Here is a 20,690-nt window from a genome sequence, read left to right as displayed (position 1 = left end):
GTTTCTGCCTTTGGTTTGCATACATACACCGCAGCCCGGTGCAAAAGATATGATGGCATTTTGCCATAAACAGCTGCGCCGTCTATGCGGCAGCAGCCAGAAAGCCTAATCTGCCGCCAGAACCAGAATGAGGTAAGGCATGACACAGAAACCCGTAATCTTTATTGATGGCGAAGCCGGCACAACAGGGCTTGAAATTCGCGAACGCCTTGCCCCTTTGCCTGTCACACTCCATTCCATAGATCATGCACAGCGTAAGGACCCGGCCGCCCGTAAGGAAGCCATGCAGGCCGCAGATCTGGTTGTGCTGTGCCTGCCCGATGATGCATCGCGCGAGGCTGTTGAAATGGCTGCCGAGTTAGGCGATGCGGCACCGCGCATTCTGGATGCCAGCACAGCTTTCCGCACAGCACCCGGCTGGGTTTATGGCTTTCCCGAACTAGAAGCCGGACAGGCTGAAGCCATTGCCATTGCCCCCCGCGTTGCCAACCCCGGTTGTTACCCCACCGGGGCCATTGCCCTGCTGCGCCCATTGGTTGATGCTGGCATTATGGATGCGCGTTACCCCGTGTGCATTAACGCCATTAGCGGATACTCTGGCGGGGGCCGCAGCATGATTGAGGCGCATGAGCGCGATGGCGGCCCGGCGTTTGAACTGTATGGCCTGAAGCTTGAGCACAAGCATGTGCCCGAAATTCACCAGCACGCAGGGCTTAAGCGCAGGCCGGTTTTTGTGCCATCTGTTGGGCACTTTGCACGCGGCATGATTGTTTCCATTCCGCTGCATCTGGATGATCTGAACGGAAACGTGAGCGGGGAAGACCTGCACAACATTCTGGAAAAACACTACACAGGGCAAGACCATGTGCGTGTGCTGGCCGCAGAGCCAAAACTTTCTGCCGAAGCCCTTGCTGGAAGCGACAGAATGGAACTGCGCGTGCATGCCAATACCCAAAACCGGCAGGCGTTGCTTACAGCCCGCCTGGATAATCTGGGCAAAGGGGCATCTGGCGCCGCGTTGCAGAACATCCGGCTGATGCTGGGCCTGAACGCGCCCTGATCCTGCCCGCGCAAAACAAAAGAAAGGTTAAAAACTATGAGCAACCGTGTTGCGCTTGTAACCGGCGGAAGCCGAGGCATTGGTGCCGCTATTGTTGAGGCTCTGGCAAAAGATGGCTACGATATTGCCCTCTCTTACGCCAACAGTGCAGATGCTGCCGAAAAAATTGCCCAAAAGGTGCGTGCACTAGGCCGCAAGGCAATCACCATTAAAGCCAATGGAGCCACGGTAGAAGGCAACAAGGCTGTTATTGCCAAAACCATTGCAGATTTTGGCCGTATTGATGCGCTTGTGTGCAATGCGGGCATGTTCCCTTATGGCCCCATTCATGAAACCAGCGTTGAAGATATTGAAAAAGTTCTCAACCTGAATGTGCGCGCTGTTATGATTGAAACAGCCGAAGCCACAAAGCACATGCAAAAAGGTGGCCGCCTTATTTTTATAGGTTCTGCTTTTGGTGCACGCGCGCCCTTCCCCGGTATTTCTCTTTACGCCACAACAAAAGCTGCGCTACGCGGTTTTGCCAAGGGTGTTGCGCGTGATCTGGGGCCAAAAGGCATTACAGCCAACGTGGTAGAACCCGGCCCAATTGATACGGACATGAACCCGGCTGAAGGCGAAGTTGCTAAACTGATCAGCAGCTTTGTGGCGACCGGTGCTTATGGCACGGTGGCGGATATTGCCTCTACAGTTGCTTTTCTTGCCAGCCCACAGGCAGAATACATTACAGGCGCGGCCATTCCGGTAGATGGTGGATTGGAAGCTTAAAGCCTTCCACTTTTTCTAACGAAGTTTTATTTAGAGCCCCAACATCCATTTTTAGGATGCTGGGGCTTTTTGTTAAGCCGGTCAAAAACCCTGCCGCAGACGTTATGCTGACAGCGCTACATCTTCCTGCTGATCGGCACACACAACATACGGGCCGGATGCTCGGATTTCTAAACTGAGAATACCCATTTTGTTTGTAGCAATGTTAAGCAGTGGCAAAAGGGCATTGCCATCTGTCCATGCGCAATCTTGCCACCCCATATCATGCCACCCTTCTGGCTTGGAGGCCGCCAGGTGCTCCGTAACCTGCTGTGATGCCCGGATAGAACCAAAATGGATTTTGCCAACAGCAACACCCATTTGGCGACGGTCATCTACAAACGGGCCGATAGAATCACAGGGGCGGCTGGAGCGAGAGACCACGCGCACACTTTCCACCCCTGCTGGGAGCATGAAGCTGTAAGTGTTCTCGGATTTTTTGAAGGGGTAAATAGTCGCCCCAACATTTGTGATGAGCTTAAGATCTGGATCTTCAATAAGAACTTTTGGTTCCGCGCGATTTTCAATTCCCAGATCTTTTGCTCTTTCTTCAATTTTTTGAAAAATTGGTTCAACAAACTCACGCTGAACACCCAATGGCGCAGCGGCATCTTGCTGCCAGTTTTTCTGCTTGCCACCAATTCTGATAACTTTTCCGGCCTGCTGGAAGTTACGGCGATTTCCTGTATCCAGATAGCTTTCAGTCAGCATACCATCTGCCATGATGACGGAATGTTTTTCCGTTTCAATATGGTAGTAATCATAAGATGTCACGCTTGTATCATAATAAATGGACCGACCATTTACCAACATACGTGCAGGAATAAACTTTCCTTCCACAAATAGACAATGTTCAGGCGTTATCAACATATCTTTAAAAGGTACGTTTTCTGCAATAGAATTTTTTAAAACACGTACAGGATATCCGGTCTGATCTTCTGGCAAATTGCTATTCACAACAACACGCGCTGTTCCGGCCCATACAACTTCTTTTTGTTCTTCTGCATCATTCATAAAAACAGAAATCATTCTACCGGGGGCAATATCCTGCACCGGCACATATCCATTTTCTGTTTTTATGAATGAATCTTTCAAAAAGCATGCAAATGTATCGCTATACGTTCCATCTGTTGTAATATTTGTAATTTGGTACGCCCCAGATAAGCTATGCGCAATGTTTAACGGATTACTAACTGTAGCTGTATCTGGTATCACAACGTAAAGGTTCTGGTTTGCATAACCACTGCCTGCGTTAAGATCCGTACTGATAATTGTTTCTTTATTTGTTGGATCATACGTTGCGTATAAATCAGATGTGGTAACCGAAAGATCTAATGTAAAATGATAATCAGACGGGTTGCTAATTTCATAATAATTGGAACCCGTCATTGCAGATGCACCTGAAAGAGATACATCCTGATTTGGTAAGGTAATTTCTATAGTATTTGAATCTGACATCTGAGAATCACCATATAAATTTCATGAAAACACGGCAAAACGTAAGGGCTTTTTATCTGCGCTCATGAATGCAAAAATCACATACCTGATTTGATTATTTATTTTTGATAAATATTAGTGAACAAAATAAATACGCATTGTGTAATATATAATTTTTTATTTGTCTCCTTTCTTAAGTGTTCTTCTGTTATTTACTTTACTATACTATTGTCAGAAAATATATTTTGCCAGAATATAGCTTTGCCGCAATGGCACAACTTTCTTGGTCTAAGGTGAAAACCTATGAAAACTCTGAACGATTCCGAAATCGCTATGGTTGCTGGCGGTACGCTGGGCGATGCTCTGGGTACCACACTGACAGACACACTGGCTGGTCTGGATGTTGGCCTGGCCACCATTCTTGGCGGCGTGAACAGCACGGTTAATGCTCTGGTTCCTGCCACAACAAGCGGCGTGACCACGATTGCTGATGGCCTGCTGACGGGTCTGGACGCCACAACCAACGGCGTGACCTCCCTGCTGGGTCAGATTCTGAAAGTTTAATTTCAGGAATTTCCAGGCGGTTTTCAAAAAGCCGCCTGGTTATTTTACAAAAACACTAAGTGGTAAAACTTTGCACTCTTCAAAAAAGCCTGCATGAGTTCGGACCTTTTTAGGCGCGAGGTTCTAGAAGCGCGGCGCCAATCATGGCTTGGGCAGGTTCAGGCCTCTCAACCGCTTTCCATCCGAATTGCGGCGTGGTTTACGCTCGCCCTTGTGGTGCTGGCCATTCTCTACACCATTTGGGGTGTTTATACCCGGCGTGTGCATGCCACCGGATTGATGGTTCCTCCTTCGGGCCTCATTACCGTTAACGCCAATACAACGGGCACCATAGCCCAACAAAACGCCATAGAAGGCCGCCACGTTAAAAAAGGTGATGTGCTGTTCACGATAGATCTGGAAGCCACATCCGCATCAGGCCCTACGCAGGAGCATATTCTTTCCCAACTGCGCCATCAGCGTGATCTGTTGCAGCAGCAAAAGGAAATTCGTGCCAAGGATGCTCCCGTAGAAAAACAATCTATGGTGACCCAAATCCGTTACCTTAACCAGCAACACCAACATATCGGGCACCAGCTTGATAATGATGCCCATGTGCTGCCCGTGGTGGAAGCTGCCGTCCGCCGTATGCAAACGGCACAATCCGCGCATTTGGTGACAGAAACACAATTCCAGAGCCAACTTTATACCTATGCCCAACTGCTCAGCAGTCACGCACAGTTTTTACAAAGTTATACGGATACAGAAGGAAAGATTGCAGATCTTACCACAAAGCTGATCCGCTATGATGGCCAACTGGCGCATGATCTGAACGATCTGGATAAACAAATTGCCCAGATTGACCAACAGATTGCCGAAAGCGAAGGCCACCAGAGCAGTATTATACTGGCCCCGGATGATGGCACCCTTACTGCCGTCCGCGTTAATCCCGGCCAACAGGTTTCCTCCGGCACCCCCCTGCTCACCCTATTGCCCACAGGCCATGCTTTAGAGGCTGAACTGTATGTTAGCTCTGCTTCTATAGGGTTTTTGCATGAGGGCGAACCCGTTCTGCTGCGCTATGCGGCCTTTCCCTATCAGCGCTTTGGCCTGTACCGCGGCCATGTCAGTGAGATCACGCGCGCACCCGTAACGGCAACAGATGGCACAGGCCAAAAAGCCGCGCCTTCAGACAAAGATAAAACACAATCGCAAAATCCGGGGCAGGATATCTATCGCATTCGTGTGCGCCCAGATCAGCAATTTGTAGAAGCCTATGGCCAACACAAACCCCTTGAAGCGGGCATGGAAGTGGAAGCCGATATCGCCATTGATACCCGCAGGCTCTACCAGTGGATTTTCGATCCCGTTATCAGCATGCGTGATGATTTTTACGCCGTGAGCGGAGGATTGAGGTAATGGGCATCACCCTCAAATCCCTTGAATTCGGATGGCGTTCGCGCACTCCTGTTATTTTGCAGGTAGAAGCCGCGGAATGCGGTCTGGCCTGTCTGGCCATGGTTATGGGCCATTATGGCAACCAGATTGATCTGGCCACACTGCGCAGGCGTTATTCCATATCTGTAAAAGGTGTTACGCTGCGCGATCTTATCGCTACGGCCGATACGGTGGGCCTATCTACCCGCGCCGTGCGGCTGGAACTGGAAGATCTGCCCAACCTGCGCATGCCCTGCATTTTACACTGGAGCATGAACCACTTTGTGGTGCTTACACAGGTTAAGGGCAACAAAGTTACCATTCATGACCCAGCAGTGGGCCGCCGCACGCTCAGCATGGGCGAAGTCTCACGCGAGTTTACGGGTATTGCCCTAGAAGCCACCCCTAATGACAGCTTCCGCCGCGAGGATGATCGTGAAACCCTACGCCTGCGCGATCTGTTCCGCCATGTAGCAGGGCTGCGCCCGGCGCTGATGGTGCTGGGGGCGCTTTCACTTGGGCTGGAAGTTATTGCGCTGGTCATGCCCATGGTTTCGCAGGTAGTGATTGATGAAGTGGTGGTAACGGCTGATCACGAACTGCTTATCACCATTGCTTGCGGCATGGCCCTGCTTCTGCTCTTGCAAATGCTTATTGGCTGCGTACGCCAATGGGCCGTGCTGCTCCTGAGCACACGGGTGGGCTTGCAATGGAACACCAGCCTGTTCGACCACCTCTCCCGCTTGCCGCTGGATTACTTCTCAAAACGTCATGTGGGCGATGTGCTCTCGCGCTTTAACGCGTTGGGCACCATCCAGAAAACCATTACCACCGATATGGTGCAAACAGTCATGGATGGGCTGATGGCTGTGGGAATGGCCATCATGCTGTTTATTTATGGTGGCTGGCTGGGCATGGTGGCTATGGTAGCCACGGGGCTGGATGTGCTCTTGCGCCTGATCACCTACCGCATCTACCGCGAGGCATCTGAAGAACAGATTGTTATTGATGCCCGCCAGCAAAGCCATTTTATAGAAACCCTGCGCGGCATGGCCAGCGTGAAACTTTTGGGCCTGCGTGAGCGCCGCCGCACCACATGGCTAAACCTTTTAGTAGACAGTATTAACATCCGTCTGCGCCTACAACGGTATGATCTGATTTATGGCCGTATGGGCGATCTGATTTTTGGTGCTGACCGTCTGATTATGATGGTGCTGGGCGCAGGCGCAGTGATGAGCGGCCACATGACAGTTGGTATGCTGGTGGCGTTTCTCTCCTACAAAGATCAGTTCGCCACACGCATTGGCAACCTGATCAGCAGCGGCTTCCAGATACGCATGCTCAATGTGCAAACAGACCGCCTGTCTGACATTGTGATGACAGACCCGGAAGCCACAAGCACCACGGCGGCCATCCCTCCGCCCCGTCTGGATGAACAACCAGCCAGTGGCACGCTCAGTTGCTCCGGCCTATCTGCCCGCTACGGCACGCAGGACCCGTGGATCTTCCGCAACATCTCGCTAGAAGTGCCTGCCGGCAGCAGTGTGGCCATAGTTGGCCCTTCAGGCTGTGGCAAAACCACCTTTCTCAAAGCTCTGATGGGGCTGATGGAAACGCAGGAAGGCAGCATCCGGCTGGATGGCGCAGATCTGGAAAGCCTGACGCTTGAAGGCTATCGCAACCGCATTGCCGGAGTATTGCAGGATGATGGCCTGTTCTCTGGCTCCATTGCCGACAATATCAGCGGATTCTCCGAACAGGTGGATGAAGCATGGCTGGTGGAATGTGCCACCCGCGCTGCCATTATTGATGATATCAAGCGCATGCCCATGGGGTTTGAAACCCTGGTAGGTGATATGGGCAGCGGGCTTTCTGGCGGACAGAAGCAGCGTGTCATTCTGGCGCGTGCGCTCTATCGTAAACCTGAAATCCTGTTTCTGGATGAAGCCACCAGCCATCTGGATGAACTTACCGAGCACAGGGTAGCCGAAGCCCTGCGCGACATGAACGTAACCCGCATTATGGTTGCGCATCGCCCGGCAACCATCGCACATGCGGATACCATCTATATCTTCCAGCCCGGTGGCGTGCTGACGCAATACCAGCCCCCCAATAAACAGAACAGGGCGGCATCTTAACCTTTTGGCTTAGGGAATACGTACAACCAGCCGCCCCCGCACATGGCCAGCCAGAAGCATATCTGCGGCCTGCGGCGCTTCCGCCAGATCAATCTCACGCACCATGTCATCAAGCTGCCGGGGGTTTATCAGTTCAGCCATACGCGCCCACGCATCCTGGCGCTCCCGCCGGGGGCATTGCACACTATCAATACCCACCAAGGTAACGCCTCGCAAAATAAATGGGGCCACTGTTGCAGGAAAATCCATCCCTCCGGCCAACCCGCAAGCCGTTACCACCCCTTGTGGGCGCATGCTTGCACAGACCGAGGCCAAAACCTGCCCCCCCACAACATCAACCGCACCTGCCCAGCGAGCTTTTTCCAACGGGCGGGATGGCGTGGTAAAATGCGCGCGCGGCAATACTTCCGCCGCTCCTAAACTGTGCAGATAAGGTTGTTCCTCCAACCGCCCGGTTACCGCCACAACCTGATACCCCAACCGGGAGAGCAGCATGATAGCCACGCTACCAACTCCGCCGCTCGCACCTGTTACCAGCACCGGCCCACTTGCGGGTTCCACCCCTTCTCTCTGAAGAGCCTGCACACATAACATGGCTGTAAAACCAGCCGTGCCAAGCGCCATAACCTGCCGCCCGTTCAACCCCAATGGTTGCGGCACCGCCCATAAGCCCGGTACACGGGCCAATTGGGCAAAACCTCCCCAGCGGCTTTCCCCCAAGCCATGTCCGGTTACAATAACATCCTGCCCAACAGGAACCGCAGGGTGGGCCGAGGCCTCTACCCGGCCGGCCAGATCAATACCCGGCACCATAGGCCAGTTGCGTATGATCGGGCCTTTGCCTGTAAGTGCTAACGCATCCTTATAATTAAGGGATGACCACTGCACCCGGATTGTTACATCCCCTTCGGGCAGGTCTGCTTCTGCCAGTTCGCGCAGCGTAACCTGCTGGCCAGTTTCTGTTTTTTCTACATACAGGGCTTTAAACATGTTTTTTTCACCGCTGGTTAAGCTTTTGCCACCCATCAACCGGCCAAAATCTGGGGCACGGTACGCATTACACCAACGCCTGCAAAGCCCATCTGTGCCTGCATGACAGTATTTTGAAGTTTCTTCTCATTCCGGTTGGGATCAAAAATTAAACTAGGTATCTGTTCGGCCTGCGGGTATAGATGAAGCCACCATTACAGGTTTCACTTTATTTCGGACGTTCTCTTGTTCCTGTTTATTATGGGTCTGCTGACCCTTGTCCTGCTGATTGCTGTCAGCATCCTAATTTCACTTTCCGAGATATCCTTCGCAGCTGCGCGGGAGGTCAGGCTTCGCAGTCGTGCAGAAGCAGGAGATAAACGTGCACAGGCCTTTCTGGCCCTGCGCCGTAACAGCGGGCAGGTGATGACTGCCATCCAGATCTGCCTGAACGGTGTGGGGATTCTGGGCGGTATTGCCAGCTCCGAAATGTTCACCCCACCTGTAACCGAATTTTTAAGCCGCTGGGGTATGTCAGACTGGTGGGCACAAAATCTGGCCTCCACCTTCAGCTTTATTTTTGTAACCGGCGCCTTTGTTCTGTTTGCAGACCTGCTGCCCAAGCGCGTTGCCATGAACAACCCGGACAAAGTAGCCATGGCGGTTGGGTGGTTCCCCCGCGTGGCGCTACGGGTGCTGTATCCGTTTGTATGGATTTTCTCCAAAATTTCTGATGCCATTTTGCATGCACTGAAAATCCCGGCGGCTTCTGCGGTGGAACCCATAACACCGGAAGACCTGCACGCCATTCTGGCCGCTGGCACGGCATCCGGCGTGCTGCTGCAACAGGAACACCAGATGATTGAGAACGTGCTGGCCCTACAGGCACGTTCCGTTACCTCCGCCATGACACCGCGTGATGAAATTATCTTTCTGGATATTCAGGACACGCCCGAACACAACCACGAAAAGGTACGCACCAATCCTTATTCCCGCTATCCGCTGTGCAACGGCGGATTGGACAAGGTTATTGGCTCCATCCGTGCGGAAGACGTTCTGGCATCTGTGGTGGACCCTTCCATTGCGCCTTCTGGCCGCCCCCACAGCAACCCCATTGCCCGGATGCGGCGTGAAGTTCTCTCTGTTCCCGAAACATTAAACCTTTGGGATACGCTGGCCCAGTTTGATACCCACGGCACCGGTTTTGCCCTGATAGTTAATGAATATGGGCTGGTTGTGGGGCTGATTACCTTTAAAGACATTATGGGCGTGCTGATGGATGGGTTGGCCAGCCCGTTTGAAGAACAGGCCATTGTAAAGCGTGATGAAAACTCATGGCTGGTGGATGGCGCAGCCCCGATTGGGGATGTTATCCGAGAACTGCATGTGTTGGATTTGCCTGATAGCGAGCAGTTTGACACAATCGGCGGCTTTATTATGCACCGTCTGCGCCGTATGGCCCGCAAGGCAGACCGGGTAGATGCCGCGGGTTTCCGCTTTGAAGTGGTGGATGTGGAAGGGTTCCGTATCAACCAGCTGCTTGTGACACGTATGACCGAGACCTCATGAATTTTTCCTATTCCCGTTCCTCCGCTTTCCTTCTTGCCTGCCTTCTGGGCACTTCACTTTCAGTCTTTTCACCCAGAATCGCTATTTCAGGGGCATCCGCTGCACAGGCGAATACCTCTGAGGCGACATTAGAACGGGTTGTGCTGGTTTCTCGCCACGGAATCCGCAGCCCAACAAAACCTTTAGACAAGCTAGAAAAAAAGACCCGCCACACATGGACACCATGGCCTGTTCCCCCTGGTGAGATGACAGCACATGGCCAGTTTGATCTTGGCCTTATGGGGCAATTTTTAAAAAGCTATTACCACATTGCCAGCAGAGATGCTTCGGCCCGTTGCTTGCCAGAACAACCAGCTTTTATATGGGCAGATTCCGCCAGCAGTCGCACGCAGCACAGTGGCGATATTCTGGCTGCTGCATTAAGCGATGGATGCCAGACACAGGCCCGCTCCATGCCTGCCAAAACACATGATCTGCTGTTTAACGCTTTAGCTGCCAAAAAAACGACGCTGGACACAGATGACGTTGAAAAAGCCCTAGATCCGGAACTGATGCCGGATACGCAACTGCCGCCACCTGTGCAATCCGGCGTTCAAACCTTGCAGACTCTGTTCGCCCCTAGCGCATGCACCACGGGCACAACCCCATGTTTTTTCAAGCATGCGCCCCTCTCATGGAAAAAAGGTACACCTCATGCAGAAAACGGATTGGCATTAGGTTCTACTGTTTCAGAAGCCCTGTTGCTGGAATATGCGCAGGGGCTCCCTTCTTCCATAACCGTAGCAAATACAGATGCCGTGCATACGCTCAACAGCGTTCTGCCGGTGCATAATTATCAAAGTGCGCGTATGCGTCGCGCCCCTGCCATTGCCATCCCACGTGGCGGCAAGCTGGCCCAAGCTATTCTAACATTATTGAATGAACAGCCCCTGACCTTGCCAGATGGCAATGTGCTGCCTACGCAAGCCCGTGTGGTTATGTTTGCCGGGCACGATACCACGTTGGACATGCTGACAACGCTATTTGGGCTGGATTGGACCTTTACAGACCAGCCAGACCCCACAGCCCCAGATACAACACTGGCTTTTGAAACATGGAAGCACCCTGATGGGCGCAAAGAAATCCGCTTTGCTGTTTTCCATCAATCTCTCGCCCAACTGCGAGATGGCCTGAAGCTAGACAACGTTCCGGGGCAAGGTGCGCCCCTGCCTTTAACCAGCACACTTTGTAACCAAACCAAAAACAAAACCTGCTGGCTGGAAAACTTAAGCCAAAACGTGCCACAACATTAACGCAGGATAGCCTATGCATTGGAACACCAGTGCATAGGCCACAGCGTTTTACTTGATCGGTTTAAGAAACCGAAATAACGAGCGCGTAATTTTGTTACCCTTGTACCGCACCTGCGTTTTTTTGGGTAAAACGCCAAAATGTTCTTTTACCCGATAGGTATCCAGGCTGAACCCGGCTTCCAGCGCTTCCTTATAAAGCTCATCAAACTTCTGTTGCAGATCCGGGCGCGGGTGATTGTAAATTGTGCCATCAAACCAGTGTTTGCGGTCTTCACCCTTTAAGCGCTGCAAAGAATATTTATGGGAAAACTGCGTGCCCATATCTGAATAATGCAGGAACTTTAGCGCTTCCAACGGCATGCCATCGCCATCCAGATTGCTAAAGGCGGGATCTAGCGGCTGAATATATTCGGGATGCTTTTCAAAAAACGTTTTCAGCTTTTTATGAGCCGATGCGTCTTTTTTAATTTCCGCTAACGGAGGCAGACGCTTCATGGCGGCTTCGCAATCCCACATCAGGGTGCCCAGCCGCAAATCTCGCCCTTGGCCAGATGCCAGCATCACCTTGCCTTCTGGAATAGGCAGGTTCCATAGCTGGGCAATATCTGAAAGGGCAAAAATATCAGCATCCATATACAGCGCACGCCCCTTGCCACCACAATAGGCAGGAATACCCCAACGGAAGCCAGAAAACGGCGTTGGCCATTCCGTCGTGTTCCAGCCTTCTTCCGGCTTAAAGCCAGAATACCAGAAACTAGAAGGATCACGCGTAAGCTGCATGAAAGTAATATCAACCGGCAGACTACTATATTTTGTAATACTATAGTGTAACACCATTAACTGCTCTAGGTCGCAATCGTTTGGATCACAGCCAATAAACAGTTTAACTACGGCATTCATTCGTAGGTCTTTCATATTGATTTTTTGTTATTAGAATAAACGTTTGCATAACAGAAAGAGCCAACGCTTCAAACGGAAGTAAGGCTAGTTTATTTTTTAATGACCGTTGAGCTGTTTATCTTGTAAGAAAACTCTGCCTGATCATATTTTCATTCTTTCTTTTCCTTAAAAATGGCATGATTATCTACCATATATACGCATGTATCATGGCTTATATACAAAGGACAAATATACATGAAGCTTCATAAAGCGGCGTTTGCCTTCCTGCCTGCTCTTTTGCTTGCAGCTTGCGCTGAAACACCTATGGGCCCTACCGCACAGGTATTGCCCGGCCCCGGCAAAGATTACGGCACCTTTTTGCAGGAACAAAATTTCTGCCGCTCTCAGGCTGCTGCTGCTGTGCATGGTCAGGCAGGTAGCCAGAATCGGAAGGCCCTCTATGGTGGGCTGGCAACCACTGCGTTGGGCGCAGGTTTGGGTGCTGCTGTTGGTGGTGGCACAGGCGCTGGTATTGGTGCAGCCGCAGGTGCTTTGGGTGGCGGCCTTGGTGGCAGTGCTTATTCCAACAGCCAGCAAGGTGGCATTCAGACCCAGTACAACAATGCGTATGTAGCTTGCATGGTTGCCTACAAAAACGTGCTGCCTGCCCCCAATGCTGGTTATATGCCTCAGCAGTAAAAACCACGCTTTATCTTAGCCCACACGCATTTTGTGGGCTGATAACAGCAAAAAGGGATCGTTCCTTTCGGAACGATCCCTTTTTTAATGGCAGAATATCGGGTTTAGAATGCAGCCTGCACACGGGCAGCCACAGAATTCCCATCACGGCCAAGAATGTTATAGGCTTGGCTATTACGCGTTACGATAAAGTGGTTGAAGTCCAGCATCACGCGGAAGTGGCGGTTAGGATACCAGTTTACCCCCCCAGACCATACCGTTTGGCGGCCACCGCGCACACTGTTTGCCGTATCATCAAAATCAGCCACACTGTAACGGCCAGAAAGTTCCAGCGCGCCCCAGTAACCGTGTGCGGGATCAAATTCGTGTTCCACACCCGGAGCAGAAAACGCACCTTCTTTTTCATTATACATACGGGGCTTGCCGAACAGCGTATAGTTGGCTGCGCCATAGTAACCTTCAAACGACAGAGATGGCAGAGACTGCCCACCCTGCTGCTGGTTGCGGGTCACGCCGATGTGGTAATATTCCCCCTTCAGCACCAGCTTTTTCCAGCGGAAACCCAGTTCCGGCCCAGCAGACCATACGGAGCCGATGTTGCGCAGCGCGCCTGTGTTCAGCAGTGCCGTTGTTGTCAGGTTAACTTCCGGGGCTTCTTTAAAGGTATATGTGCGGCCATTGGTGCCATCATTCACCTTGAATGCGCTAATGGCGGAAAGGCCCAGATGCACATCTATGTCTTTAGAAACATAGGGGCGCCCGGCAACACGGAAGGTGCCACCTGTCTGGCTATCACCAATATTGGCATCCTTGGCACGGTTACCAAATGTCTGGCCAGTGAAATACCCTGCAATCCACCAGCGTTTTTCATAATGCAAGCCACCAACACTAAAGCGGGCATCGCCTGCGGCAATGTTACGCACGATATCCGTGATGGCAGGACGTTCCATCATTTCGAAATCGTTGGAGCTTTCGGAATCTTCTTCCGTCACACGCGGCTGAAAATAACCTACTGTTAGAATAGTGTTGTGCAGGCCGGTATAGTTCAGGTTGGCTTCATACAGACCATCCGATCCGTCCGCACTACCAGACCCGAAATCAGGCGTAATGTTTGCCACCCAATCTTTATACCGGAAGGTGAATGGAATACGCAGGCGGCGTGCATTTTCTGTTAAGCTTGAGAAATCACCTTTGGTTTCGCCCCGGCGCGGAGACATGCCCATAAAGCCACCAAAGTCTTCATGAAATGCCAAACCAATGGACAGGCCATAAGCTCCATCTTCTGATGCAACCGTAAAACGCCCTTTGGGGAAGCCGATGATCATGCCCCCAACGTGCACGTTTTCATCTTTTTGCGTTGCAGCCTTGAAGTCCTTCCAAGATGTCGTCATGCCGCGATCAGAAGGAGGCGTGCCCACACCGTTGTTCAGCAGAATGTTTTTGCGTGGTGTTTGTTCACCAAACTTTACGTTAGGATCTACATCGTTATCAGCATATTTTTCCGGGAACTTATACCCATTTTGTGCCGTTGTACGTGTAGCACGGCGTGAAGCAGGGCCTTTTTGCCGTGTTTCATTTTGGGCGATCTGAGATTTAAGATGTGTAATCTGCCCCATCATTTCACGCCGCATTTCAGCCATTTCGGCTTTCAATGCGCGGATCTGGGCATCATCTGAACTGGAAGCCTCGGCCACTGGGGCAATTCCAGACATCAAAATTGAAGCAAACGCAAAAGATGGAAGAAGCGGTGAACAACGACGCATCATGGCCATTCCAAAACAGAAGAGGAGCGATGCGTGGTGAATAACTTTATTCCAACTTTTTGTGCGTGACGCTTAGATGATGGTTTCATGACAGTTTCATGAAAAAAGCGGCCCGCAAAGGGGCCGCTTTCCATAATAAAATATATTATTGAAATAAGGGTATCTAAAAAAGCTTATTTACCAGCCTGCCATGCAGATTGGATGCTATCTTTAACAGCCTTGGGCAACGGCACGTAATCAAGCTTTGCCGCAATGGAATCACCCTTTGCAAAATCCCAGATAAAGAAGCGCTTTACAGCTTCATCACGCGCGGGATTACGTGCAGGCAGTGGCACCAGAACATACGTGGCAGAAACAATTGGCCATGCCTGCGCGCCAGAAGTGTTCAGCAAATTAACAGAGAAATGCGAAGCATTTTTCCAATCTGCGGCTTCTGCTGCCTGAGAGAAACTGGCCTGAGAGGCTGCAACAGCCTGACCAGAACCGTTCTTGAGGCGAATGGTGGTCAGGTGGTTACGGCTGGCATAAGCATATTCCACATACCCTACACCACCTTCCGTATTCTGTACGGTAGCGGCTACGCCATCGTTCCCGCGTGCGCCCAAACCACCCGGCCAGCTGATGGATGTGCCCGCACCGTATTGATCATGCCAATTTTTGGAAGACTGATCGAGGTAGGATGTGAACACAAACGTTGTGCCAGACCCATCTGCACGATGGATAGGTGCTACTGCCGTATCTGGCAGAGAAACACCGGGGTTAAGTGCTGCAATTTTTGGATCATTCCAACTGGTAATATCACCAGAGTAGATGGCGGCCAGCACATCACCGCTCAGCACCAACACATCTGCCTTAATGCCCGGAATGTTCACCACCGGCACAATCCCGCCCATAACAGTGGGGAACTGGAAAAGATGGGCGCTTTCCAGCTTTTTGGCATCCATAGGCGCATCAGATGCCCCAAAATCTACCGTGCCTGCCAGAATCTGGTTCTGCCCGGCGCTGGAACCTACAGTCTGATAATTTACATTAACACCTGTATCTGCTTTGGCGGCAGAGGCCCAAGCCTCATAAATCGGGGCAGCAAAACTGGACCCCGCACCAGTTACACTTTGTGCATGAGAAAAAGAGGGTACAGCTGCCAGCAAGCAGGCAACCGCAGCAGCACAGGTTTCAGACCGAAAAGAAAAACGCATTTTGGGGAGCATCCCTAAGCATCAACACATAACGGCACCAGTACATGCCGCTTTTGCTTCGTAAGGGAGTGAATGCAAAAATGGGTTACGGCTGCAAGACAGTTTGGTGACAGTTTAATGAAGGATCAGCCACCAATGGCAAAAGCGGTAGCCAGATATGGCAGGATGTGCCCTGGCCCACTGCACTTTCCACCACAAACCGGCCCCCATGCCGGGTAACAATATGCTGCACAATAGCAAGCCCCAACCCACTGCCCTGCACAGCGGCCGCAGTTTTAGCCACGCGGTAAAACCGTTCTGTTAAGCGCGCCAGATGCCGGGCCGGAATACCGGGGCCGTTATCCGTTACACTCAGCACAATACCTGCAGCACTCGGCCAACGTTGATCTTCCTCTGCCTGATGGCAGGTTATGGTAATAGATACAGGTTTACCGGACTTTGTTTTTTCTGAAACAAGGCTATATTTTATAGCGTTTTCAACAAGATTAATCACAACCTGCAAAAGCTGCGTTTCATCCCCCGCAACCTGCCAGCTCTTATTTTCTGGCGGCTGCACATCAACCTTAACCGGTAAACCGGCAGATAGAAGATCTCCTTCTGTCTGGCATTGCTCAAACAGATCAACCAGACACACTGCTTCACGCGGTTTTTGATGTTCCTGCATTTGCACGCGGGAAAGATAGAGCAAGCTGTTCAGCAGGTTTTGCATCCGCTTGGCCTGCTGGGCCATAATTTCCAAAAACTCTTTTTGTGCTAATGGGTCATCTGCAGCAGGGCCCTGCAAAGTTTCTATAAACCCCAGCAAAGCCGCCAAAGGTGTGCGTAGCTCGTGGCTGGCAAATGCCACAAAATCCGTATGCTGACGTTCCGCAACAACAGCATCTGTTTCATCATGCAGATCAACAAACACCAATGTTGTTTGCGCATTGGGTGCTGTGTTTTCCCTGCGCATACTTATTGGCAACAATGCTGCTGGCAGGCTTTGTTTTTGCAAAACAGCCTGAACCACCCGCAGCCGTGGAATATCCAGAATAACACGCACACGGCCCGATGGTGTGTTTCCTGCCTTTTGCGCAAGCACCACATCCAGCTTGGCCTGAAACGCCGGATGGCGGACTATACTGCCAAGGTCTCCATCAAACTGCTGTTCAGCCATTTTGGAAACCACACACAAACCACGTGTTTCATTTATTACCAACATGGCGGCAGGCAGGCAGGCCATCACCTGTTCTAGACAGGGTTGAGAAACTTCCTTACTGGGGCTGCGCCGCGCAAGAACAGGCACATGGCTTGCAGAAGCACGCATACGCCCAAGCACCATGCCACCCAAAGTTGCCATGGCTGCACCAGCTATGGCCCCTTCCCCCATTATCAGCCATGCCTGTGCAACCATGCCGAAAATTTACCCTGCTTAGCCTTGCGGCAGATCCAGCGCATACCCTCTGGCCCGCACTGTACGGATAAGATCTTGCTCATCCCCTTCATTCAGGGTTTGCCGCAAGCGACGAATATGCACATCTACCGTACGCAATTCCACAAAAGAGCTGCGTTCCCAAGCATGTTTCAAAAGTTCCTCGCGCGAGAAAACTTTGCCTGGGTTAAGCATAAAAAATTCCAGCAGCCGATATTCCGTTGGCCCTAACGCCAGCAAGCGTCCGCCACGTTCCACCTTGTGGCTCACCCGATCCATCACCAGCGTATCAAACCGTAATGTTTTATCTGCTGGTGGCAGGCGGCGCAGCATGGCTTTTACACGCGCAAACAATGCCTCCATGCTAAAGGGCTTTACAAGATAATCATCCGCCCCGGTATCTAAGCCGCGGATCGTATCTGTTTCTTCTCCACGTGCGCTGAGCATCACAATCGGAAGTGTCGCTGTTTTGGGCTGTCCCCGTAGCTGGCGGCACACTTCCAAACCGGAAATACCCGGCAGCATCCAGTCCAGCAGCAACAGATCAGGGCGTTTTTGGCGCACTTCTTCAAGCGCTGCTTCACCGTCCCCTACAACACGGACTGCATATCCCTGCTTTTCAAGATTGTAGCCGATAAGCCGGGAGAGTGCCGGATCATCCTCAACCACCAGAAGATCTGCCTTATTCATGCTTTCCCTGCTTTTTGTAACATGATTGAAAGATAGGGGGTTCTCACAGCAAAAAACAACGTCCCACCACCTCGCAAGAAAGGGATTATGTGTGAAAACCGCTTATATATCGGGCAAAAAGTACCCGTATGAAAGTTTTGTGAAACCCTCATAAAGTTGCAACAAAAAAAGGCCTTCCCTTATGGAGAAGGCCCTTTTGTTACAAATATTCTGGCAACCAGATCAATCTTCAAACGGGTCACGCATCAGAATAGTATCATCCCGATCTGGGCTGGTGGAAAGCAGGGTAACAGGCGCACCCACCAGCTCTTCAATCCGGCGTACGTATTTAATGGCCTGTGCTGGCAAGTCTGCCCAGCGGCGTGCACCGTGGGTGGTTTCCTTCCAACCTTCCAGCGTTTCATACACCGGACGCACACGCTGCTGCGCTGCTGGTGCAGACGGGAAGCGTTCGATCTTCTGCCCGTCCAGCTCATACCCAACGCAAACCCGGATTTCATCCAGACCGTCCAGCACGTCCAGCTTGGTAAGTGCCAAACCGTTTACACCGCCAACGCGCACAGCATGACGCACCAGCACGGAATCAAACCAGCCACAACGGCGCGCACGGCCCGTGTTGGTGCCAAATTCATGCCCGCGCTCACCAAGGCGGCGGCCTGTTTCATCATGCAGTTCTGTGGGGAACGGGCCTTCACCCACACGGGTGCAGTAAGCCTTGGCAATACCCAGCACAAAACCAGCAGCCGTTGGGCCCATGCCAGAACCCGTGCCTGCATTGGCAGCTACAGTGTTGGAGCTGGTAACAAACGGATAGGTGCCGTGGTCCACATCCAGCATCACGGCCTGCGCACCTTCAAACAGAATGCGGCGGCCTGCACGGCGGGCATCATCCAGAATATCCCAAGTGGGGGCCATATAAGGCAGCACTTTAGGGGCAAGATCTGTCAGGAACGTAAGAAGTTCTTCCTTGGTGAACACAGGTGCACCCAGCCCTGCCAGCAGGGTGTTATGGTGCAGCAGCAGTTCATCCAGCTTCCAGTCCAGCGTTTCCGGCTCGGCCAGATCACACAGGCGGATAGCACGACGGGCCACTTTATCTTCATACGCGGGGCCAATGCCACGGCCGGTGGTGCCAATTTTACGATCACCCCGCGCAGCCTCACGCGCGCGATCCAGCGCACCATGCACAGGCAGAATCAGCGGTGCGTTTTCTGCGATCTTGAGCGTATCGGGCGTAACTTCCAGCCCCTGTTCCTGAATACGGTCAATTTCTGCCAGCAGCGCCTGCGGGTCCACCACCACGCCGTTGCCGATAATGCCCAGCTTGTTGTTCACCACGCCAGAAGGCAGCAGAGAAAGCTTGTAAACCTGATTGCCCACAACCAGCGTATGCCCGGCATTGTGCCCACCCTGAAAGCGCACAACAATATCGGCCCGACTGGCAAGCCAATCTACAATTTTGCCTTTGCCTTCATCACCCCACTGGGCGCCAATCACGGTTACGTTGGACATGGATGGTGTGCTCCTGAAAGAATCTTGCCGCTAACTGAAAGAGAAAAAGCCCCTTACGGGGGAAAATCATGACAAGGCCGTGCAAACGGTGCCACGCAACACATGGGTGCAACCCAAACGGCGTGCTTCAATCTCTGGCTCTGCGGTGAGAGAAGATGCCGCCAGCGTGGCGTAACCCTGCGCGCGCAGGCGTGCGGCCTCCCGCTTATCTGCCCCCGGCGCCACATAAACACGTGGGCGGGCAGGTGTTGGCGGAATCATGCGGAACAGCACATCTGGCCGCAATGTCAGCCCACAGGCGGGTTCATTATCATTACACAGGTAACGGCCACCACGCCCCAGCTCTTCCGAGCGGCCAACGGCAAACAGCGTGACACACACACCTGTGTGGTATTTCCAGCCCCGAAACTCTACCGGATCTACCGTCATGCGCAGATTGGGGCACTGCTCACGCAGGGCGGCCACGGTATCTACCAAACGGTCCAGAACAGCACGGGCCTTGGGCGGCAAGGTAATTTCAATCAGCCGGGCCACGGCATGTTCTGCCAGCCCGGTTGCTTCCAGCAATGCAATAAGCGTGCTTGCCAGTGGGCCACCCTGTTCGGCCACGGCAGCGGAATCCTTACGGTCCAGCGCACGCATAAGGGCGGCGCGTTGCGCTTCGGGCACGTTACCTTCTTCCAGCAATGCTGGAATAAATGGCGGCATGGTGAGATCGAAGGAAACATCCTTCACACCCAGACGCTCAAGCGCTTCCGCTCCAACAGACATGACCTCCGCATCCGCTTCTGGCGAATCGGGGCCTATCAGTTCGATACCCGTCTGCATAATCTGGCGACTGCTTTCTTCCGCAGCCACGGGGGACACCACAACGCACACACCGGCGTAAGAAACACGCAGCGGGCGTGGCGTGCTGGCCACGCGGGTTGCCGCCATACGGGCCACCTGCGGCGTAATATCGGGGCGCAGCACCATCATGCGGCGGGTATCCGGGTCCATCACCCGGAAACTCTGTTCCGCAAGGGCCGCACCGGCACCCGCCAGATACGTGTCCTCAAACTCTATAAGAGGGGGCCGCACGCGGTCGTATCCGTGGGATGCAAACACGTCCATAAGCGTGGCAACGCCTTCTGCCTCGGTTCGGGCATCGGGCGTTAGAAAATCTACAAAGCCTGCGGGCAGCAGCGCCGGGCTGAAAGGCGGGTCTTCCGTCATGCTTCGGGCTATAGCACTGCATGGCGTGCCCGTCATGCCCGCAAGGGGGCACTTTTTACGCTATATGCGTCTA

The 20,690-nt window shown here is 52.4% G+C and carries 17 protein-coding genes; 8 read left to right on the top strand and 9 right to left on the bottom strand.

Translation table 11 applies throughout. The features are described 5' to 3' along the window. Positions 1–139: 139 nt before the first annotated feature. Positions 140–1,060, top strand: a complete 921-nt coding sequence (gene argC, locus ACP7IZ_RS05430; protein WP_426848160.1) for an N-acetyl-gamma-glutamyl-phosphate reductase — start codon at positions 140–142, stop codon at positions 1,058–1,060. 36 nt (positions 1,061–1,096) lie between these two features. Continuing rightward, positions 1,097–1,828, top strand: a complete 732-nt coding sequence (locus tag ACP7IZ_RS05425; RefSeq protein WP_426848159.1) for an SDR family NAD(P)-dependent oxidoreductase — start codon at positions 1,097–1,099, stop codon at positions 1,826–1,828. A 102-nt stretch (positions 1,829–1,930) separates the two neighbouring features. Here ACP7IZ_RS05425 and ACP7IZ_RS05420 read toward each other — a convergent pair whose 3' ends face one another. Then, positions 1,931–3,325, bottom strand: a complete 1,395-nt coding sequence (locus ACP7IZ_RS05420) for a Hint domain-containing protein (RefSeq protein WP_426848158.1) — start codon at positions 3,323–3,325, stop codon at positions 1,931–1,933. Between the two features lie 282 nt (positions 3,326–3,607). On the opposite strand from ACP7IZ_RS05420, the gene ACP7IZ_RS05415 reads away from it, so the two are divergent. From ACP7IZ_RS05415 to ACP7IZ_RS05405, 3 genes are all read left to right on the top strand, one after another. After that, positions 3,608–3,868, top strand: coding sequence for a hypothetical protein (locus ACP7IZ_RS05415; RefSeq protein WP_426848157.1), 261 nt, complete (start codon positions 3,608–3,610; stop codon positions 3,866–3,868). Between the two features lie 93 nt (positions 3,869–3,961). Next, the gene (locus ACP7IZ_RS05410; protein WP_426848156.1) at positions 3,962–5,266 is read left to right on the top strand and encodes an HlyD family secretion protein; all 1,305 of its coding nucleotides are present in this window, start codon (positions 3,962–3,964) and stop codon (positions 5,264–5,266) included. Next, positions 5,266–7,422 carry a peptidase domain-containing ABC transporter gene (locus ACP7IZ_RS05405; RefSeq protein ID WP_426848155.1) on the top strand — a complete coding sequence of 719 codons (2,157 nt, stop codon included), beginning with the start codon at positions 5,266–5,268 and terminating at the stop codon, positions 7,420–7,422. Before ACP7IZ_RS05410 ends, ACP7IZ_RS05405 begins: the two co-directional genes overlap by 1 nt. Positions 7,423–7,431: 9 nt before the next feature. Here the strand turns inward: ACP7IZ_RS05405 and ACP7IZ_RS05400 are convergent, their stop codons facing one another. Continuing rightward, the gene (locus tag ACP7IZ_RS05400) at positions 7,432–8,412 is read right to left on the bottom strand and encodes an MDR family oxidoreductase (protein WP_426848153.1); all 981 of its coding nucleotides are present in this window, start codon (positions 8,410–8,412) and stop codon (positions 7,432–7,434) included. A gap of 225 nt (positions 8,413–8,637) precedes the next feature. Between ACP7IZ_RS05400 and ACP7IZ_RS05395 the strand changes: the two genes are divergently transcribed. Continuing rightward, positions 8,638–9,960, top strand: coding sequence for a hemolysin family protein (locus ACP7IZ_RS05395; RefSeq protein WP_006116871.1), 1,323 nt, complete (start codon positions 8,638–8,640; stop codon positions 9,958–9,960). Further along, the gene (locus tag ACP7IZ_RS05390) at positions 9,957–11,252 is read left to right on the top strand and encodes a histidine-type phosphatase (RefSeq protein ID WP_426848151.1); all 1,296 of its coding nucleotides are present in this window, start codon (positions 9,957–9,959) and stop codon (positions 11,250–11,252) included. The genes ACP7IZ_RS05395 and ACP7IZ_RS05390 overlap by 4 nt, the downstream gene beginning before the upstream one ends. Before the next feature lie 48 nt (positions 11,253–11,300). Here ACP7IZ_RS05390 and ACP7IZ_RS05385 read toward each other — a convergent pair whose 3' ends face one another. Next, on the bottom strand, positions 11,301–12,167 hold the full coding sequence (locus tag ACP7IZ_RS05385; protein ID WP_426848150.1) for a glycosyl transferase: 867 nt from the start codon (positions 12,165–12,167) through the stop codon (positions 11,301–11,303). 219 nt (positions 12,168–12,386) lie between these two features. Between ACP7IZ_RS05385 and ACP7IZ_RS05380 the strand changes: the two genes are divergently transcribed. Then, positions 12,387–12,830, top strand: coding sequence for a glycine zipper family protein (locus ACP7IZ_RS05380; RefSeq protein WP_006116868.1), 444 nt, complete (start codon positions 12,387–12,389; stop codon positions 12,828–12,830). 104 nt (positions 12,831–12,934) lie between these two features. Here ACP7IZ_RS05380 and ACP7IZ_RS05375 read toward each other — a convergent pair whose 3' ends face one another. From ACP7IZ_RS05375 to ACP7IZ_RS05350, 6 genes are all read right to left on the bottom strand, one after another. After that, positions 12,935–14,602, bottom strand: a complete 1,668-nt coding sequence (locus tag ACP7IZ_RS05375; RefSeq protein WP_426848149.1) for an OprO/OprP family phosphate-selective porin — start codon at positions 14,600–14,602, stop codon at positions 12,935–12,937. A gap of 164 nt (positions 14,603–14,766) precedes the next feature. Beyond that, positions 14,767–15,801, bottom strand: coding sequence for a phosphate ABC transporter substrate-binding protein PstS (gene pstS, locus ACP7IZ_RS05370; RefSeq protein WP_426848148.1), 1,035 nt, complete (start codon positions 15,799–15,801; stop codon positions 14,767–14,769). A gap of 73 nt (positions 15,802–15,874) precedes the next feature. Beyond that, the gene (locus ACP7IZ_RS05365) at positions 15,875–17,182 is read right to left on the bottom strand and encodes a sensor histidine kinase (protein WP_426848147.1); all 1,308 of its coding nucleotides are present in this window, start codon (positions 17,180–17,182) and stop codon (positions 15,875–15,877) included. Positions 17,183–17,200: 18 nt separating this feature from the next. Further along, the gene (gene phoB / locus ACP7IZ_RS05360) at positions 17,201–17,890 is read right to left on the bottom strand and encodes a phosphate regulon transcriptional regulator PhoB (protein ID WP_063353408.1); all 690 of its coding nucleotides are present in this window, start codon (positions 17,888–17,890) and stop codon (positions 17,201–17,203) included. Between the two features lie 222 nt (positions 17,891–18,112). Then, on the bottom strand, positions 18,113–19,402 hold the full coding sequence (locus tag ACP7IZ_RS05355; protein WP_426848146.1) for an adenylosuccinate synthase: 1,290 nt from the start codon (positions 19,400–19,402) through the stop codon (positions 18,113–18,115). Between the two features lie 66 nt (positions 19,403–19,468). Further along, complete coding sequence (locus ACP7IZ_RS05350; protein ID WP_426848145.1) at positions 19,469–20,653, bottom strand: ATP phosphoribosyltransferase regulatory subunit; 1,185 nt, start codon at positions 20,651–20,653, stop codon at positions 19,469–19,471. Positions 20,654–20,690: the final 37 nt, after the last annotated feature.

Source organism: Acetobacter sp. AAB5 (assembly GCF_050106715.1).
Lineage (GTDB): Bacteria > Pseudomonadota > Alphaproteobacteria > Acetobacterales > Acetobacteraceae > Acetobacter > Acetobacter oryzifermentans.
This window is presented reverse-complemented; position numbering and strand designations above follow the sequence as displayed.

What these genes read in the sequence shown, in the direction of transcription:
- argC (WP_426848160.1), top strand. Translation starts at nt 140, where the DNA reads ATGACACAGAAACCCGTAATCTTTATTGATGGCGAAGCCGGCACAACA.
- ACP7IZ_RS05425 (WP_426848159.1), top strand. Translation starts at nt 1,097, where the DNA reads ATGAGCAACCGTGTTGCGCTTGTAACCGGCGGAAGCCGAGGCATTGGT.
- ACP7IZ_RS05420 (WP_426848158.1), bottom strand. Translation starts at nt 3,325, where the DNA reads ATGTCAGATTCAAATACTATAGAAATTACCTTACCAAATCAGGATGTA.
- ACP7IZ_RS05415 (WP_426848157.1), top strand. Translation starts at nt 3,608, where the DNA reads ATGAAAACTCTGAACGATTCCGAAATCGCTATGGTTGCTGGCGGTACG.
- ACP7IZ_RS05410 (WP_426848156.1), top strand. Translation starts at nt 3,962, where the DNA reads ATGAGTTCGGACCTTTTTAGGCGCGAGGTTCTAGAAGCGCGGCGCCAA.
- ACP7IZ_RS05405 (WP_426848155.1), top strand. Translation starts at nt 5,266, where the DNA reads ATGGGCATCACCCTCAAATCCCTTGAATTCGGATGGCGTTCGCGCACT.
- ACP7IZ_RS05400 (WP_426848153.1), bottom strand. Translation starts at nt 8,412, where the DNA reads ATGTTTAAAGCCCTGTATGTAGAAAAAACAGAAACTGGCCAGCAGGTT.
- ACP7IZ_RS05390 (WP_426848151.1), top strand. Translation starts at nt 9,957, where the DNA reads ATGAATTTTTCCTATTCCCGTTCCTCCGCTTTCCTTCTTGCCTGCCTT.
- ACP7IZ_RS05385 (WP_426848150.1), bottom strand. Translation starts at nt 12,167, where the DNA reads ATGAAAGACCTACGAATGAATGCCGTAGTTAAACTGTTTATTGGCTGT.
- ACP7IZ_RS05380 (WP_006116868.1), top strand. Translation starts at nt 12,387, where the DNA reads ATGAAGCTTCATAAAGCGGCGTTTGCCTTCCTGCCTGCTCTTTTGCTT.
- ACP7IZ_RS05375 (WP_426848149.1), bottom strand. Translation starts at nt 14,602, where the DNA reads ATGGCCATGATGCGTCGTTGTTCACCGCTTCTTCCATCTTTTGCGTTT.
- pstS (WP_426848148.1), bottom strand. Translation starts at nt 15,801, where the DNA reads ATGCTCCCCAAAATGCGTTTTTCTTTTCGGTCTGAAACCTGTGCTGCT.
- ACP7IZ_RS05365 (WP_426848147.1), bottom strand. Translation starts at nt 17,182, where the DNA reads ATGGTTGCACAGGCATGGCTGATAATGGGGGAAGGGGCCATAGCTGGT.
- phoB (WP_063353408.1), bottom strand. Translation starts at nt 17,890, where the DNA reads ATGAATAAGGCAGATCTTCTGGTGGTTGAGGATGATCCGGCACTCTCC.
- ACP7IZ_RS05355 (WP_426848146.1), bottom strand. Translation starts at nt 19,402, where the DNA reads ATGTCCAACGTAACCGTGATTGGCGCCCAGTGGGGTGATGAAGGCAAA.
- ACP7IZ_RS05350 (WP_426848145.1), bottom strand. Translation starts at nt 20,653, where the DNA reads ATGACGGGCACGCCATGCAGTGCTATAGCCCGAAGCATGACGGAAGAC.